Genomic DNA, 16672 nt, shown 5'->3' with positions numbered 1-16672 from the left:
GTCATGCCTTATTAGTAAAAAACTATCTAGACTTGATTGCCTGTATAGTTATAGTTGTCTTAACTTAATGACATTGCAGCGAGTGGTTCTTACTGAAAATATTTAATCAGAGCTTGCGTACCTAGATCCTGATATCCTTGATCCATCAGAGTAATGTATTCTTGGATCACATTTTCTACGCCGGTCAGTTTTGCTTCTTTTTGATCCAGAGCAATTCTTAAATCTTTGACAAAGTGTTTGATGTAGAAGCCGGGATCAAAATTATTTTGAAGCATTTTTGGTCCTAAGAGTTCTAACTGACGGGAACCGGCAGCTCCATTTTGCAGATTTTGAATGACCAAAGCAGGATCGCAGCCTTGGCTCTTTAAATAGGTCATAGCTTCACAAATACCCTGCAGTGTATTGGCAATCATGATTTGGTTGGCAATCTTTACTTTTTGACCGGCTCCAGCTTCTCCGCAATAAAAGATATCTTTACCAAATGCACTGAAAACAGGCTGCAGCTGGTCAAAAGTCTCTTTTGGACCACCGACCAAAATTGTTAAGGTTCCCTGCTTGGCGCCGGCATCACCACCGGTAACAGGTGCATCAAGTACCGTTACTTGTTTATCTTTTCCCTGCTGTGCTAACGCAACAGCCAGAGATGGTGAAGATGTAGTAAAGTCGATGCAAATTTTACCGGGTTCAATGTGTTCGAAAATTGTACCATATACCTCTTTTACATCACTGGGGAATCCTACCATGGTACAAATTACATCGCTGTGCTGCACCAAAGAAGCAATGCTTTCTTCTAAAACAGCGCCTTCTTCAACCAGATTTTGTACTTTTTGAGGGTGTCTGGCATATACATGTGCCTCGTGTCCATTCTTCAATAAGTGGTGCACCATGGGGTTTCCCATGATTCCGGCACCAATCCATCCAATTTTCATTGTAGAGCCTCCTTTATCATTTCTTTGGCCCAACTTTGTGCCTTGTTTATATCTTCTGTATTGGGCCTAGTCTTTACCTCTTCAAAATTTTTTAAACTGACTTGCAGCTTTTTGTCCTCCGGATGTTCCTGTAATAATTTCACATAACGATCTTTAATGGCTTCCGGCATTTTTCCGGGACAAAAGAAATGTCCTAAAATGACGTTAGAATCATCAATCTGACTTTTAGCTCTTTGATACAAAGAAGCATAGTATTCTGATGATCCTCCAAAACCGCATGTGCCAAAATACGCAATCTTTTTATTCTTTAAAGAAGATAAAAGGTTTTGTATCACAGAAGAACAATTGCCTTTATCCGTCCAGGAACCAATAAAATATAAATCGGCTTCCTGTAGTTTGTGTGGTTTACCGCAATATACAACCTCGTCTTTACAAGTTTCATAAATCGCATCGGCAATCTTTTTTGTGTTGCCGGTTATACTATCGTAATAAATACAGATTTTCATGATTTTTCCTCCATCACTTCTAAAAGAAAAGATACTGGACGAAATCCATCGTTACAGCTGATCAAAGCCGATCTTGAATCCTTCATCCATCCATCGAAAAAATCCGTTGCGCCATGTGCTAAGGCAAAAACATAGGGGTATAAGTTCTGCCAGGCGCTTTGGCAAAAGTCGGATGGACAAAGTGCGTTGGAAACGACCCACGTTTGCCCTTCCGAAATAGGGCAGGCATGTTGAATCGGGTTTTCATATTTTTGAATCAGATCGGTGTAGATCGTCTGTTTTAAAGCTGTGATACGTATCTTTTTCATAAGGATATTGTACCACTTTTTTTCGCAAGTCACTTTCTGTTTGCTTTCTTTCTTTGCTTGGAATTGGGAATCTTCAGTTGGTTTCGGTATTTTGCCACCGTTCTTCGGGATACAAACAGTTCCAGTTCTTTGAGCAAGGCAACAAGCTCCTCATCCTGATAGGGATTTTCCGGATCTTCTTCATGAATGATATCGATCAGTGCTTTTTGAATGGCATCTTTAGAAGAGCCTTTTCGGGTTTGGGAGGTGAACAGATATCGTAAAGGATAAAGTTCATCCTGATAGAGATAATATTTATTCGATACCGTTCGGGATATGGTGGATTGACTGAAGCCGGTTTTTTCGGAAATTTTTTTCAGTGTCAGAGGTTTCAATTCATCCGCATACAGAAAAAAGCCCTGTTGATGCAAAACAATTTCATTGGCGATCACAAGCAGACTTTGATTTCGCTTGTTCAGACTGTCAATGGTATATTTAGCCTGATTCAAATACTCCTTTAGTACAGGGTCCGTCATTTTTTCTTTTGGATTCATCAGACAGAGTTTACCGGTTTGGCGCGGTTCAATATGAATATCATCGTCTATGACTTTGATTTCCAGATCGGGCAGGATCCATTGTGTTGTCTCGGTTGACCATGAACTGCATGGCCAGGGATCACAGTTTTTTATCTGCGATAAAGCAGTTTTAATGGTTTCCATAGACAGATTTGTTTTTCCAATGATTGCATCCAGTTGATGGTCAATGATCTCTGCTTGAAAATGTTCCAGTAAAAAAGCGGCTGTATGTAGTTCTTTCCGGTTTAGCTGGATCAGAATGCTGTCAATGCTATTGCGGGCAGCTACACCTGCTGGTTCAAAGCTTTGTAAGAGAGTAAGGTGCTTTAGAAAGTTTTCTTGGGATATGTGGAGATCCTGACAAGCCTGTTGGTCAGCCAGCGAAAAAAATCCATGGGTATCCAGAGATTCAATAATATAGGAAGCAATGGTTTCGTTGTAGTTTTGTTGGCAAGTATGAAGCTGAAAGTATAACTCTTCTTTTAAGGAAGGGCCCTGAGTGCTTTGTTGGATGAAATAATCAGTTATTTCTTCATGGGGCGTATATTCCAGAAAGGGATTGGTCAGGGAAAGGTGCGATAGATGATCGATAAGGGAACGGGAATCCATACTTAAAATTTCCAGCTGATTTTGCATGGAAGCATTGAGGTGAAAGGTTTGTTGGTAAGTAGGAGTAAGCTTTAACTGGGACTTCATAACTTCTGCTCTGATTATAAAATAGAGCTTTTAAAAAGTCTATGTTAACAAAGATCAATGAGATTCTTCCGACTTTCAATTCCACTTTTCTTATGGTATAAAACATACAGAGGTGATGGCTTTATGGAAGAAAAATTGCTGGAGTATATAGAACGGAATTGTAGACAGGAAACGTACGAAAAAAATACAGTAGAAGCCATCAGTCAGGCCCTGCGTATCCGTCGAAACCAATGTGCGCTGCTTTTGCGAAAACTGGTGCAAGAGGAAAAACTGATACGAATCGAAGAAAAACCTTATATGTATATTACAGTCCCCTATTTGAAAAACAAAAAAATGGTGAATAAAGTACAAGCACAATATTCTTCTCTGGAGGAAGCTTTTCAGAAAGATTGTCATAAAGATTTCGAAAAGCTGGTTGGATATGAACAATCTTTACGGGAAGTTGTCAAACAATGTAAGGCTACCATTGCCTATCCACCGGAAGGCTTACCACTTTTGTTGTATGGAGCGACAGGGACAGGAAAAAGCTATATTGCACAATTGACCTATGAATGGGCCATAAATCATAAGATTTTACAAAAGGAGGCTCGTTTTATCACGGTGAACTGCAGTGAATATGCCAATAACCCAGAATTGTTAACGGCAAACTTGTTTGGCCATGTAAAAGGGGCTTTTACCGGTGCGGATAAGGATAATGAAGGATTGATTTCTCTGGCGGATCAGGGTGTTTTATTTCTGGATGAAGTGCATGAACTCAAGGCGGAGTGTCAGGAGAAACTGTTTCTGTTTATGGATAAGGGCATTTACCATCGTGTGGGAGATAACAGCAAATGGTATAAATCCAAGGTTCGCCTGATTTTTGCGACAACGGAGGATCCGGAAAGGGTACTGTTGAAAACCTTGCTTCGACGCATCCCCATGACGATTACGATTCCTTCTCTGGAACAAAGAACAGTACAGGAGCGGATCGAATTGGTATATCGTTTATTCTGTGAAGAGGAGACACGGTTGCAAAGAAAAATTAAAATGAGCAATAAAGTCTACAATGTACTGATCTCAAATAAAATGCCGGGAAATGTTGGGGAATTAAAGAGTATCGTGCAGTCTTGTTGTGTGAATGCACTTTTTGACAATGAAGGAAATGAGCTTGTGATCACTTTGGCTAGTCTGCATTCTCAGGTTTTGGATAGGGTATATGAGAAGCAGATAATCTTACAGGATCAGGAAGAATTTATCTTTGTCGATGATCTGGAATTGTTTTACAATCACGAAAAGGAGATCATTCAACTGAATGATGAAATCATGCAGGTCTATACGACGTATCAGAATGATAAAAATATTGAAAAACTGATGGATGACGGGAAACAGATCATTCAAAATTACTTTGATAATCTGATTTTTCGAAAGAAAGAGACGCCACAAATTGAATATTATAAAAGAGGTGTCCAGAGGATTTTTGACATGGTCGAAAGCCGCTATGGGTTAAAGCTGACCAACAATGATATTTTGGCCATTGCCTATTATCTTGAGGAACTGAGTATCTATAATCATGATATTCGAAAGTGGAGTCTGCATTATGAGGAAAACTGTGAGGATTTAAACCAACTGTTAGAACAAAGATACTTTCGGGCTGCCAATATTGGATTGGAAATCTGTACGTATTTAAAATCATATCTGGAAGTGGAAGTGTACCCTATCGTAACGGTATTGTTTATTTTGTATGTGTATAATTTGCACTCGGATAAGCGACTTCAACAAAAGGCTTGTGTGGTGTTGGCGCATGGTTTTTCAACGGCCAGCAGTATTGCCAATGCGGCCAACCGGTTTCTGGGAGAATATATTTTTGATGCGATTGATATGCCTTTGCATGTGGATTCTGTGATGATGGTGGAAAAACTGAAAATTTATCTGGGTAGGCTGGAAAACATTAAAGAGTTGTATTTATTAGTGGATATGGGAAGTTTAGAGGAAATCTATAAAGGATTGAATCTGGATAAAACCAGTATAGCCATCTTAAACAACGCCAGCACACCTATGGCTCTGGAAATAGGAAATGGGGTTCGTATGAATATACCTATGGAAGAATTGTTGAAAAACACTATTTCTAATGTGAAAGCTAGCTTGATGTATCATATTGAGAAAAATCAAAATCAGCCGCCTCTGATTCTTTGCTCCTGTGCCAGTGGATATGAGACAGCCAGAAAACTTAAATCAACCATTGAAGATTCGATTCCGCAGAATTGTTCCATCGAAGTCCAGATTTATAATTATACGGAACTGTTAGCACAGGGAAACAAAAATTCGGTTTTCGAACAATATAACGTATTATGTGTTATAGGAACTTTGGATCCGAATATCAAAGATATAAAGTTTATTGGAATTGAAGATCTGATATTGGGAAATTCAGCCAGCAGGCTCAATGAATACTTTCAGGAATATATGACAGACAAAGAACTTGTGGAATTTAATAAAAATATCCTGCATAATTTTTCTCTGTCCAATATCATGACCCATCTGACCATATTGAATCCAAATACTTTGTTAGAACAGGTGGCGGATTCCATTGATCAGTTACAGAAACTTATGAAGATCAATCTTTCCAATCGAACTTCTTTTGGTCTGTATGTGCATATTTGTTGTCTGATTGAACGACTGGTGGTATCTAAAAGTTATGAAACGTATCATGAATGCCTTGATTTTCAAAAAGAGCACCCTTTGTTTATCAGCTATATGCAACGATCTTTTAAAAAGGTGGAAGACTTTTATGGTGTTCAAATACCTATCGAAGAAATCACCTATATCTATAATTATGTACAAAACAATTAAAAGAGATATTCTTTATATATCTATATGCAAAAGCAGGACAGGAATTTGTTGCAAACCTTCCTGCTCTTTAGATTGTTTTTAAAATTAGTCAAAGAGCTTGGGAAAGTTATATAAAGACTTTACTAAAAAACTCTTCAAAAATTTGAAATTTTGTGAGGCATCTGCACTAAGTGTGGGTAGAAGTCATCTAAGTTGATATGGCAATTTGATTTCAAAATATAGATTGGAACAAACGATCATGATCATATCGATAAGATTCTGGATGTTTCTGAATCCATATGACTTCCGTATCAATACTTTGATTTTGTTGTTGGTGGATTCTATGCGCGCATTTGATAATCCATGCTTTACTGTCGCAATGATTGCTTCTTTATGTCGTCTTATTTTTCTGCTTAATTCTACGAACGGTTTCAGTTTACTGCGGCATGCCCAGGACAACCATGCTTTCAATTCTTCATCAATCGTTTCCTTACTGCACTGAAACACTTTTCTAAGTCCTTCTTTCAATTGATACCCTCGAAACATCCTTGGATATAGATTCCGGATTTCATCCAAACAGGATATTTGATGTTCCGTCAGATTCTCAGGGTTCTTGCCAAGTGCATATTTGTAGCTTTTACCATGTTTTTCTGTTTTATTTACTTCTTCTTTTTTAGGTCGTCCTTTTTTTTGTTTTGGCTGTTCTTTCTCTTCCTGTTTCGCTTCACGCCATACTTCTTTTCGCAGTTCATCCATGCAATCGATTGCCCACTGAACCACGTGGAATCCATCTATACATCTTTCACAATTTGGTAGCCATTCTTCAATATAGCTCTGGATCCATCGGGCTCCGTCCGCTGATGCCAGCTCAATGGATTCTCTTTGTTCCTGTGTTAAGAGGGCAAAGAAGGAACTCAATACTTCTTTCCCTGTGCCTTTGCCTACCCAGATCACCCGACCTGTATCGTGATCTACAACGACCGTAACATATTTATGGCCCTTACGGTAACTGGTTTCATCAATACCGATTCGTTTAAGGTTCTTGAACCGTATGGAACTGTCCGGTTCAAGGCGATCCTTTGTACGGGAAAGGATCGTACCTACCGTACGCCAGTTAATACGCATGAGTTTTGATACTTCCGTACGATTGAGGTGTAAAGCCAGATAAGCAGCCTGTTGTTCAAATTCTTTGGTGAAACCGGAATGATGATAGGCCCATGGAACCTGTTCGGTATGAACTCCATGTTCAGGACATTGAATGCGATTCAAATCGGATAGGATGTATACGGTACAGGATCCAAGATCTAGAGCTCTCCAGGCTCTGCGTTCGGTCGTGGAATCATAGCCGCTGCATTTCCTGCCACAGATAGGGCAACGAGATCTTTGGCCTTTTGTGATATTGACATGGATATAGAGAGGAGAAGAGGATTGATCAAATTCTACATTTAATATCCGAATGCAATTGACATTGAGAATAGATTTTAGTAATTTTTTAAGTGCCATATGGTATTCCTTTCTTGATTGAGCACTTGAAAATTTACCATATGGTTTTTTTATATTCAAATATTCTTGTTTTATTCGATAGATAAAGGAAATATTCATCTTTTATGATCGAAATTCACCCACATTTAGTGCAGAAGAGCCCAAAATTTTGAAATTTTGTTCTTTTTTCTATAAAATTTTTAAAAATTTACTCTATGGCACAAAATTTGCTTGCAATAGGGTGTAAGCAACATCAAAGAAAGGAGGAAAGATATGTGCAGAATCATATTCGCTTCGCATGGAGATCTGTCCAAAGGGATGAAAAATTCAGTTTATATGTTAGCTGGATCCTTGGCTGATAACATTGAAACCTACTCTTTGTATCCCGGAGAGAGTCCGGACGACTATTATCAGACTTTGTTAAAGGAAATATCAGGAAGTGATGAGCAGGTGATTGTGCTGTGTGATATTAAAGGTGGAAGTGTACATACCACGATGGCACAGCTGACACAGTTGCAAAATGTTGTTGTTGTATCTGGAATGAACTTAGGGATGGCACTGGATATTGTTCTTCGGTATCGAGAAGGCCTGCCAAAAGAGAACTATGAGGAATTGGTGGACAGCTCGCGTGAAGGAATTACTTTGTTGACGAAATTAACCAACGAAAATGATGATGATTTCTAAAGGAGAGACAGATGATTAAATTATTTAGAGTAGACCACAGATTACTGCATGGACAGGTGGCATTTTCCTGGACCAGTGCATTAGGAGCCGATTGTATTTTAATCGCCAATGATTCCGTAATGAAAGATGACTTGCGTAAAACGTCTATTAAACTGGCTAAGCCTGCGGGCGTAAAACTGGTGATTAAAAATATTGACGATTCCATTCAGGCTTTAAATAGCGGTGTAACGGATAAGTACAAACTGTTTATCGTTGTAGAAAGTATTGCGGATGCTTATGAGCTTGCGAAAAATTGTCCTCAGATCAAATCTTTGAATCTGGGAGGAACAAAGCCACGAGAAGGAACTCGAAATGTGTCCAAGGCTATCAATGTAACCAAACAGGAAGAGGAACTGATTCAGAAGATGATCGATCAGGGAATCGACGTAGAAATCCGTATGGTTCCCAATGATACAAGTATAGATGCGCGTTCCGTTATTCAATAGGAAAGAGGTGTAGAGATGATTGTTCAGGCAATTTTATTAGGATGTATCGCGTTTATTGGAAAATGTGATCTGGCAACAGGTGACTGCTTAATTCAAAAACCCATCGTTTTGGGACCCCTGGTAGGTGCGGTATTAGGCGATGTGGAAAGCGGAATTAAAATTGGTGCTTTTCTGGAACTGGCTTTTATTGGTTCACAATCCATTGGTGCATTTATTCCACCCAATGTCATTGTCGGTGGTGTATTGGGAACTGCTTTTGCGATTACGACAGGTCGTGGAGCGGAGGTTGCTGTTACCTTAGCATATCCGATTGCCTTATTGGCTAGTGTGATTGATAATTTTATGTTTACAACCGTTCGACCGATGTTGGGAAAACTGGCAGACAGCTATGCGGAAAAAGGCAATCTGCGTGCTGTGGGCATGGTGCATATGGGAACGGGATTCCTTACTTGTGCCATTCTGGCTGTTTTGGTGGCTGCTGGTTTCCTGGTGGGAAGTTCTGCGATTGAAAATGTGGTAAATTCCATTCCAGAAGTCATTACGAATGGATTAACGATTGCCACTGGATTGTTACCGGCTCTTGGATTTGCCATGTTGGCACAGATGATCATGAACAAAAAAGTGGTAGCGTTTTTCTTCCTTGGATTCCTTTTGTCAGCCTATATGGGAGTTCCAGTCGTTGGTATTGCTGCTTTTGGTGTTCTTGCAGCCATGATCAAAGTAGATTTTAAAGGCAATGATACAGTACAGACAGAGATGGGAGGAGCAGACGATGACTTCTAAAAAGAACAGTGTAATCAATCAGGAAACAGGAATGATCACCAAAAAAGATATTATGAAGATGTTCTGGCGATCGTTTACCATTCAATTTTCATGGCATTATGAACGTCAGATGCATATGGGATTTGAATATATGATGATTCCAACGCTCAAAAAGCTCTACAAAGACGATCCGGAGCAGTTGAAGTTGGCAATGCAGCGTCATATGGAATTCTTTAATACGAACATGTACATCAGTACCTTTATTGGTGGTGTGACAATGGCGATGGAAGAAATGAATGTGAAAGACAAAAATTTCGATACTTCTTCCATTAACGCTGTTAAAGCTGCTTTGATGGGACCGCTGGCCGGAATTGGTGACTCGCTGTTTTTGGGAACCTTGCGTATTCTGGCAGTCGGTATTGGAACGTCATTAGCTATGCAGGGAAGTATTCTGGGACCTATTTTGTTCTTGTTAGTCTTTAATGTTCCGGCTATGCTGGTTCGTTATATCGGCGCTTTTAAAGGTTATGAAATCGGTGCGAATTATCTGAATAAAATTCAGGAATCCGGATTGATGGAAAAATTTATGTATGCGGCTGCCATTATTGGAGTTATGGTCATTGGCGGTATGACCAATGAGCTTGTTGTTGCCTCTACACCGTTGACAATTGGAACTGGTGATGGAGCCGTTGCGATTCAGGGTGTATTGGATGGCCTGATGCCAGGATTATTAAGTCTTTGTGCTTTGGGAATCTATTACAAGCTTCTGAACAAAAAAGTCAATGTGATCATTCTGTTATTGGGAACAGTGGTTGTTGGTATCCTTTGTTCCTGGGCTGGTATTTTAGGGTAATTTCCATGATTATCGATATGCATGCTCATCCCTGGCTGATGCAGGAAGTTTACACATCAAAGGGTGAGGTTTATACCAGTAAGAAGCAGATGGGATGGGACTTGATGTCCTGTCATGATCTGAGCATGACAAGAATTGAACTGAAAGATGCCCAGGTGGACAAAACCGTAATTTTGCCGCTGGACCTGACGACACAGGAAGGCGTTTTGATTCCGGATAATGAAAGTATCTTTCGTTTGGTGCAGAACAATGCCGATCTCTTTATCGGGTTTGCCAGTGTGGATCCCTGGCGAGAAGATCGAATGGAGGTTTTGAAACAGGCTTTTGAAGAGTACAATCTCAGTGGATTGAAACTGAATCCATCCCGTCAGCATTTTTATCCCAGCGATCCGATGATGAAAGAGATCTATGAATACTGCATACAACAAAACAAACCCATTATCTTTCATGCAGGTTTGTCCTGGGAGCCAAATGCACCTATGAAATTTTCAAGACCTTTGGAATTTGAAGAGGTGGCCATACAGTATCCGGACCTGCGTATGAGCCTGTCCCATTTTGGATGGCCATGGATCCATGAAACAGCCGCATTGTTGATCAAATATCCAAATGTCTATACGGATACGGCTATGTTGTATATGGATTCGCCGCGAAAGTTTATGAAAGATATCTTTGAACAACAATTAGGATCGCTGTGGTTGGAAAACAATCTAAAAGATAAGGTGATGTTTGGATCCAACAGTCCTCGGTTTAAACCAAGACGAATCAAATATGGACTGGAGCAGTTAGATTTACGGCCGGAAACTCGCGAAAAGATCATGGGGAAGAATGCGTTACGCTTTCTTGGATGGGAAAAGTAAAATGATAAAAACATATAAAGAAAATATCACAACACATAAAGAGTTTGAGATGATTCCCATTACAGATTTAGTTCGAAAAAGAGTGGAAGAATCTAGAATACAGGCAGGAATTGTCTATGTGATCACAGCACATACCTCTTCTGGCATTATTGTCAATGAAAATCTACCCTGTCTGATGACAGACATTGAAGAAACATTGGAACGGTTGGTACCGTTGGATCATGACTATGCACATTCTCATTTTCTGTTAAGCTACGGAGCAACAGGTGGCAATGCACCGGGACATTTAAAATCTATGCTTTGTGGCAATCATACGGTGATGGTTATAGAAAAAGGGAAAATAGAATGTGGACAGGCGCAAGATATTTATTTTGCGGAATTTGATGGGCCACAAGCCAGAACGATATTCATTCATATACAAGGAGAACAGGAGGAAAAATAAAATGTATAATTTTGATGAAAACAGAGTGCGTACTGAACATACAAATGGAGTGAATCTTGTACCCGAGGTTGAAAAAATCGTGGATCAGATTTGTGAGGAAGGGTACTCCAATATCTTTTTAATTGGAATCGGAGGAACTTTATTATATGCCGGACAAATCATGCATACGGCCAAACAGTTAGGATGCACATTACCGATTTATCTGGAAAATGCGCAAGACTTTATGTATGAAGGCAATGCGAACTTCAATAAAGATTCCGTTGTCGTCATTGCATCGCTTTCTGGGCATACAGTCGAAGTAGAAGCGGCAGTAGACAAAGCTCATGAAGTGGGAGCCCGTGTGATAGGATATGTTGAGGTTTTGGATACACCATTAGCCAGTAAAGCAGATTATCTGGTGAACACCTTTGGCGGTGAATATTATTGGTGGTATACCGTTGTTCTTCGTTTTATGAAAAATGCCGGACAGTTTGATCAATATGATCAGTTCTATGCAGAGTTGAAAAATATGCCGGAGAATGTAGTGCAAATTTATAAAGATGCAGATGCTATGATGAAGGAATATGCAGAGAAATACTGTGATGAACCACTGACGTATCTGATTGGTTCCGGAAATTTGGAAGATTGGGCCGTATGTTATGGCATGTGTATTATGGAAGAAATGCAATGGATGCGTACACGTCCTATCTCGGCAGCGAATTTCTTCCATGGAACACTGGAAGTCATCGAACGAGATATTCCTGTGATTTTGATCAAGGGAGAAGACAAGACACGTCCGGAAATGGATCGAGTTGAAAAGTTTGTACATCGTGTTAGTGCCAAAGTAACAACCTTCGATACTAAAGATTTTAAACTAAATGGAATCAGTGATGAATTTAGAGGTATATTATCGCCAATTGTGATGCGTTCGGCCTTTATGAGATTGAATGTACATCTGGAACATTGTAGAAGACATCCTATCGATATTCGTCGTTACTATAAAGCATTGGATTATTAAAATAAAAGGGAAGCCTGGAGGCTTCCTTTATTTGGTGAATCGTTTTCTTCGTTTTGTGGATTGAATAAACAGACGTTTCATTTCTTCGACGTCTTCCTGATCCAAGACATCCCTAAAGTGTTGGATCGAGGCGATAAACTGGTCTGTTTCATCTAATAAGATTTCTTTGTTTAATAAGAATAATTCGCTCCATAGATCTTCGTTGATTTCGGCAATACGAGTCAGATCGCGGAAGCTGTCACCGGTATATTCTACAAGATGTGCATTTTCATGCGTGTTCATCAGGCTGACCGCAATCACATGGGTCAACTGGGATAAAAAGCCGATCATGCGATCATGTTCTTCAATACTCAGGGTACTGATGTTTTTAACGCCTAAAATCACCCCCAGCTGTTTGGCTAGTTCGATCGCTTCCGGAGTATTTTGGTCAGTTGGTACAACGATATAGTTGGCCTGATCAAAAATGGTTTCATCGCTAAACTGTATGCCTCTGGATTCTCTACCGCACATGGGATGAATGCTGATGAGCTCTAAATCCTCTCTTAAAACGGCTTGTACCGGTTTGATGATATTGCTTTTGACACCGCTGATATCCATGAGAATTGCTTTATCTTTGCAGGCATGCTGGTATTGTCTGATCCAAGGCAAAATCTGTGTTGGGTAAAGAGCAATGATGATCAGATCGCATTCTTTTAACAGGGTTTCCGGTTCTGTCGTGCCTTTTTGAATGATCTGATTCTGTAAGGCAATATCCAGTGTTTCCTGGGATCGTTCAAAACCATAAACCGTATAGCCTTTATGGCTTAAACGACTGGCAAAGCTGGCGCCCATGACACCCAGTCCAATGATTCCGATTGTTTTCATACGTTTTCCACCTTTCCATGAATTTTACAAATATCATCGAAAAATGTCGGATAACTTTTTGTGATGGCTTCAGCACCTTGAATCACAGAAGGATATTTTGCACAAAGGCCGAAAACGCTCATCGCCATCACGATACGATGATCATTATGTCCATCAATGATAACGTCTTTGCGATCATAGGCTTCTTTACCATAGATGGTGATCGTATCTTCGGTAGATGAAATATCAACACCCCACTTTTTTAATTCCGATTCCATAGCTTCAATACGATCGCTTTCTTTGATGCGAAGTCGCTTTGCGTGAATGAAGTGCGTGCATCCTTTACAGAAGCTTGCCAGTACACAAAGAATAGGGCCAAGATCCGGGCAATTGGCCAGATCAATGGTCTGTGCCTGTAACGGTTGATGGGTAACGGTAATTTGATTGTTTTTGATGGATACCTTGGCACCGGCATTTTGTAATTGTTGTAAGATGGCTTTATCTCCCTGCATGGAGTCAGGATCCATATTCGTAATCGTTAATTCACTTTGTAGAGATGCTAACACCCCAAAGAAAGCCATTTGGGAATAATCGCCTTCCACATGAACATTTTTTGCCTGATAGTGCTGACTGCCGGGAATGCTATACGTATTTCCTTTTTGATAAATCGTTATACCGAAATTCTTTAACATTTGCAGGGTCAAATCTACATAACTTTTGGATTCAAACGGTTCTTGAATCGTTATTGTACTTTCCTTTGGAAGTAAAGGAAGTGTGAATAAAAGTCCGCTGATAAACTGACTGGATACATTACCTGGAATCGTATAGTGGTTCTCTTTTAATGCACCCTGAATTTCAATATGATCCTCTTCCTGTATAAAGGAAAGATTTTGCTGGTCGAATAAAGTTTGGTAGATATCCATAGGACGTTTCATCAGTCGTCCTTGTCCGATAAAAGTCACTTTTTGGTTTGTTAAGGAAGCTACCGGAATCAAAAAACGCAATGTGGATCCAGATTCGTGGCAATCACAGAGGATGTTTTGTACCTGTACTTGTAAGTTGGTTCCATGAACGATGTAGTTGTCCTCTACTTGTTCGATTTTTGCACCTAATGCCTGCATGCACGAAATGGTAGCTTCAATATCTTTGGAAGGCGTGATCCCGGAAAGCGTACTGCACCCTTTGGCTAATGAGGCACAAATCAAAGCACGGTGGGCCATGGACTTGCTGCTGGGAATGGCGATAGTTCCATGGACTTTGGAAGGATAGATCTTAACTTTCATACTGTTCTCCTTCAAAGGGTGCCAGAGCCGCTTTTGACATCCAGGCATCTAATAAGCCAAAGCTTAACATGTTATCAACGACGATACGGGCGCGATGAATGATGCAGGGGTCGTGGCGACCGACGATCTGCAGCTTTACATTTTGTTTGGTTGCGTAATCGACGGAATCTTGTACTTTATAAATGGAAGAAGTCGGTTTGACACAAGTATGAATGAGAATTGGCATTCCGTTGGAGATTCCTCCATTGATTCCGGCATTGTTGTTGGTTGATGTACGAATCTGGCCATCAAAATAAAAAGGATCGTTTGCCTGACTTCCTTTTAAATTCGCAAAGCCAAAACCTAAACCAAAGCTGATGCCTTTAACAGCGGGAATAGAATATAAAATCTGTGTCAATGTACTTTCCAAGGCTCCAAAGATGGGATCGCCGATTCCTGCCGGATAACCGGTGATGGCTGTTTCTAAAATACCGCCAATTGAATCGCCTTCTTTTTGTGCCTGTAAAGCAGCTTCTTTCATCGGTTCTTCCATGGCTGCATCTAATACGGCAAACTTCATCTGGTTAACTTGTTGAATCTGTTGATTTAAAACGTCAATATCCTGACTAAAAGGAATGTCTTTTAAGTTGTATAACTGTTCCATGTGAGAGCCAATCTGGACACCTTTTGCCATTAAGATTTGTTTGCAGATATTTCCCGCAGCGACCATGCAGGAGGTCAACCGACCTGAAAAATGACCACCACCACGATAATCCTGATAACCGTTGTATCGTTCAAAGGCAGTATAATCCGCATGGCCGGGGCGCAATCGTCCCTTGATCTTTTCATAATCCTTTGAATGTTGGTCTTTATTGGCAATCAACAGAGTTAAAGGCGTACCCGTTGTATAACCATTGAAAAAACCAGATACAATCTCCGGATGATCCTCTTCATGGCGTTGCGTAGAAATCAAGCCTACAGCTCTACGCTTTTCCATGTCATCATATAAAAAGTCTAAGTCGATCTTAAAACCACTGGGAAGTCCATCCAAGGTCACACCGACACAAGGACCATGACTTTCACCAAAGATCGTCATTGTGATATTGTTTCCGATACTATTTTTCATAGGGACCTCTTTCTAATACGTTTCGGATTTGTTCGTATGTCATCTCTTCAATCTCAAAAGTTCCTGCCTGTCTAACTTTTACGATACTGACCGTTTGTGCACTGCTTTTTTTGTCATGTTGAATATAGCTCATTAAAGTATCAATGTCATAATCGGGAACTTTAGGCAGATCGAGTCGTTTATAGATCGATAAAACACGCTCTTTTAATGGCTGATCTTCAATAAAGAACAACATTCCCATTGCCACACATTCTCCATGCAGATAGGTATCGAGTCCATAGGCACCTTCAATCGCATGACCAATAGTGTGCCCAAAATTTAAGATTTTTCGCAAGCCACTTTCTCTTTCATCTTGTTCAACAACTTGTCTTTTTACATTGATAGAACGCTCAATGATCTGTGGAATATCAAGTGTGTCTTGTTCAAAAAGTTCGACAAGCTTTTCATCTTGAATCAACCCGGTTTTTAAAGCTTCCACAAGTCCATTATGAATTTGTCTTTGAGACAGCGTAGAGAGAACATTCGGATCAATGATTACACCTTTTGGTTGATGAAAAGCACCAACGATATTTTTATAAGAAGCCACATCGATGGCTACCTTACCGCCCACACTGGAATCGACCTGTGCCAATAAAGTAGTGGGAATATTATAGAAATCAATGCCGCGCATATAACTGGAGGCCACAAATCCTGCCAAATCACCGGTCACACCACCACCGATAGCTACAATCGCATCTTTTCTTGTCATATCATGATCAATACATTGTTTTAATAGATTTTCATATTGTGAAAAGCACTTGGATGCTTCTCCCTGGGGGAAACGAATCACAAAGCTGTTTGGACACTGGTCTTTGATCTTTTGTATCCATTGTTCCGGAATCGCATCATCGGCAATCAAAGCCAGTTTTCGATTATCATCGAGTATTGTATCTATATGAGAAAGAGCACCACTTTCAATTAAGATCGGATAAGATCGATCTTTAAGATTAACTGTCATTTTCATATGTTTCACCTCTGCATTATGATACCATGAAAATGGATTCATGATGTAAAGAATGAAAGATTTTCAAAATAAATGAAA

General features: G+C 40.0%; 17 protein-coding genes. 8 read left to right on the top strand and 9 right to left on the bottom strand.

Going from position 1 to position 16672, the window contains the following annotated elements:
• Positions 1–89: 89 nt before the first annotated feature.
• From U0M88_RS05580 to rpoN, 4 genes are read right to left on the bottom strand one after another with little or no spacing between them, the layout of a single operon-like run.
• Positions 90–929, bottom strand: coding sequence for an NAD(P)-dependent oxidoreductase (locus U0M88_RS05580; protein ID WP_331869161.1), 840 nt, complete (start codon positions 927–929; stop codon positions 90–92).
• Positions 926–1435, bottom strand: coding sequence for a flavodoxin family protein BilS (gene bilS / locus U0M88_RS05575; RefSeq protein ID WP_117445982.1), 510 nt, complete (start codon positions 1433–1435; stop codon positions 926–928). Before bilS ends, U0M88_RS05580 begins: the two co-directional genes overlap by 4 nt.
• Positions 1432–1743: a TIGR04076 family protein gene (locus tag U0M88_RS05570; protein ID WP_331869160.1), complete on the bottom strand. Its 312-nt coding sequence runs from the start codon at positions 1741–1743 to the stop codon at positions 1432–1434. Before U0M88_RS05570 ends, bilS begins: the two co-directional genes overlap by 4 nt.
• A gap of 29 nt (positions 1744–1772) precedes the next feature.
• The gene (gene rpoN / locus U0M88_RS05565) at positions 1773–2993 is read right to left on the bottom strand and encodes an RNA polymerase factor sigma-54 (RefSeq protein WP_320802643.1); all 1221 of its coding nucleotides are present in this window, start codon (positions 2991–2993) and stop codon (positions 1773–1775) included.
• A 123-nt stretch (positions 2994–3116) separates the two neighbouring features.
• Between rpoN and U0M88_RS05560 the strand changes: the two genes are divergently transcribed.
• Positions 3117–5819, top strand: coding sequence for a sigma 54-interacting transcriptional regulator (locus U0M88_RS05560; RefSeq protein WP_331869159.1), 2703 nt, complete (start codon positions 3117–3119; stop codon positions 5817–5819).
• Between the two features lie 183 nt (positions 5820–6002).
• Here U0M88_RS05560 and U0M88_RS05555 read toward each other — a convergent pair whose 3' ends face one another.
• Positions 6003–7301 (bottom strand): ISL3 family transposase, encoded by a 1299-nt coding sequence (locus U0M88_RS05555; RefSeq protein WP_331869158.1) that lies wholly within the window; start codon positions 7299–7301, stop codon positions 6003–6005.
• Positions 7302–7553: 252 nt separating this feature from the next.
• On the opposite strand from U0M88_RS05555, the gene U0M88_RS05550 reads away from it, so the two are divergent.
• Genes U0M88_RS05550 through U0M88_RS05520 form a run of 7 tightly spaced genes read left to right on the top strand, consistent with a single transcriptional unit; the run spans position 7554 to position 12360 of the window.
• A complete protein-coding gene (locus tag U0M88_RS05550; RefSeq protein WP_320802646.1) occupies positions 7554–7964 on the top strand; it encodes a PTS sugar transporter subunit IIA in 411 nt (136 codons plus the stop codon).
• A gap of 11 nt (positions 7965–7975) precedes the next feature.
• A complete protein-coding gene (locus tag U0M88_RS05545) occupies positions 7976–8449 on the top strand; it encodes a PTS sugar transporter subunit IIB (protein WP_320802647.1) in 474 nt (157 codons plus the stop codon).
• A gap of 15 nt (positions 8450–8464) precedes the next feature.
• Positions 8465–9232 (top strand): PTS mannose/fructose/sorbose/N-acetylgalactosamine transporter subunit IIC, encoded by a 768-nt coding sequence (locus U0M88_RS05540; RefSeq protein WP_320802648.1) that lies wholly within the window; start codon positions 8465–8467, stop codon positions 9230–9232.
• Complete coding sequence (locus U0M88_RS05535; protein WP_320802649.1) at positions 9222–10064, top strand: PTS system mannose/fructose/sorbose family transporter subunit IID; 843 nt, start codon at positions 9222–9224, stop codon at positions 10062–10064. The genes U0M88_RS05540 and U0M88_RS05535 overlap by 11 nt, the downstream gene beginning before the upstream one ends.
• A 5-nt stretch (positions 10065–10069) precedes the next feature.
• Positions 10070–10921, top strand: a complete 852-nt coding sequence (locus U0M88_RS05530; protein ID WP_320802650.1) for an amidohydrolase family protein — start codon at positions 10070–10072, stop codon at positions 10919–10921.
• Between the two features lies 1 nt (position 10922).
• A complete protein-coding gene (locus U0M88_RS05525; protein ID WP_320802651.1) occupies positions 10923–11363 on the top strand; it encodes a secondary thiamine-phosphate synthase enzyme YjbQ in 441 nt (146 codons plus the stop codon).
• A gap of 1 nt (position 11364) precedes the next feature.
• Positions 11365–12360, top strand: a complete 996-nt coding sequence (locus tag U0M88_RS05520; protein WP_320802652.1) for an SIS domain-containing protein — start codon at positions 11365–11367, stop codon at positions 12358–12360.
• A gap of 27 nt (positions 12361–12387) precedes the next feature.
• Here the strand turns inward: U0M88_RS05520 and U0M88_RS05515 are convergent, their stop codons facing one another.
• From U0M88_RS05515 to aroB, 4 genes are read right to left on the bottom strand one after another with little or no spacing between them, the layout of a single operon-like run.
• On the bottom strand, positions 12388–13224 hold the full coding sequence (locus U0M88_RS05515) for a prephenate dehydrogenase (RefSeq protein ID WP_320802653.1): 837 nt from the start codon (positions 13222–13224) through the stop codon (positions 12388–12390).
• Positions 13221–14486: a 3-phosphoshikimate 1-carboxyvinyltransferase gene (gene aroA, locus U0M88_RS05510; RefSeq protein ID WP_331869157.1), complete on the bottom strand. Its 1266-nt coding sequence runs from the start codon at positions 14484–14486 to the stop codon at positions 13221–13223. The genes U0M88_RS05515 and aroA overlap by 4 nt, the downstream gene beginning before the upstream one ends.
• On the bottom strand, positions 14476–15591 hold the full coding sequence (aroC, locus tag U0M88_RS05505) for a chorismate synthase (protein WP_331869156.1): 1116 nt from the start codon (positions 15589–15591) through the stop codon (positions 14476–14478). Before aroC ends, aroA begins: the two co-directional genes overlap by 11 nt.
• Positions 15581–16594, bottom strand: a complete 1014-nt coding sequence (gene aroB, locus U0M88_RS05500) for a 3-dehydroquinate synthase (RefSeq protein WP_331869155.1) — start codon at positions 16592–16594, stop codon at positions 15581–15583. Before aroB ends, aroC begins: the two co-directional genes overlap by 11 nt.
• Positions 16595–16672: the final 78 nt, after the last annotated feature.

The sequence above is a fragment of the Faecalicoccus sp. genome, from assembly GCF_036552745.1.
Lineage (GTDB): Bacteria > Bacillota_I > Bacilli_A > Erysipelotrichales > Erysipelotrichaceae > Faecalicoccus.
Note: the sequence above shows the minus strand (reverse complement) of the source record. Positions and strands in the feature narration are given on the sequence as shown.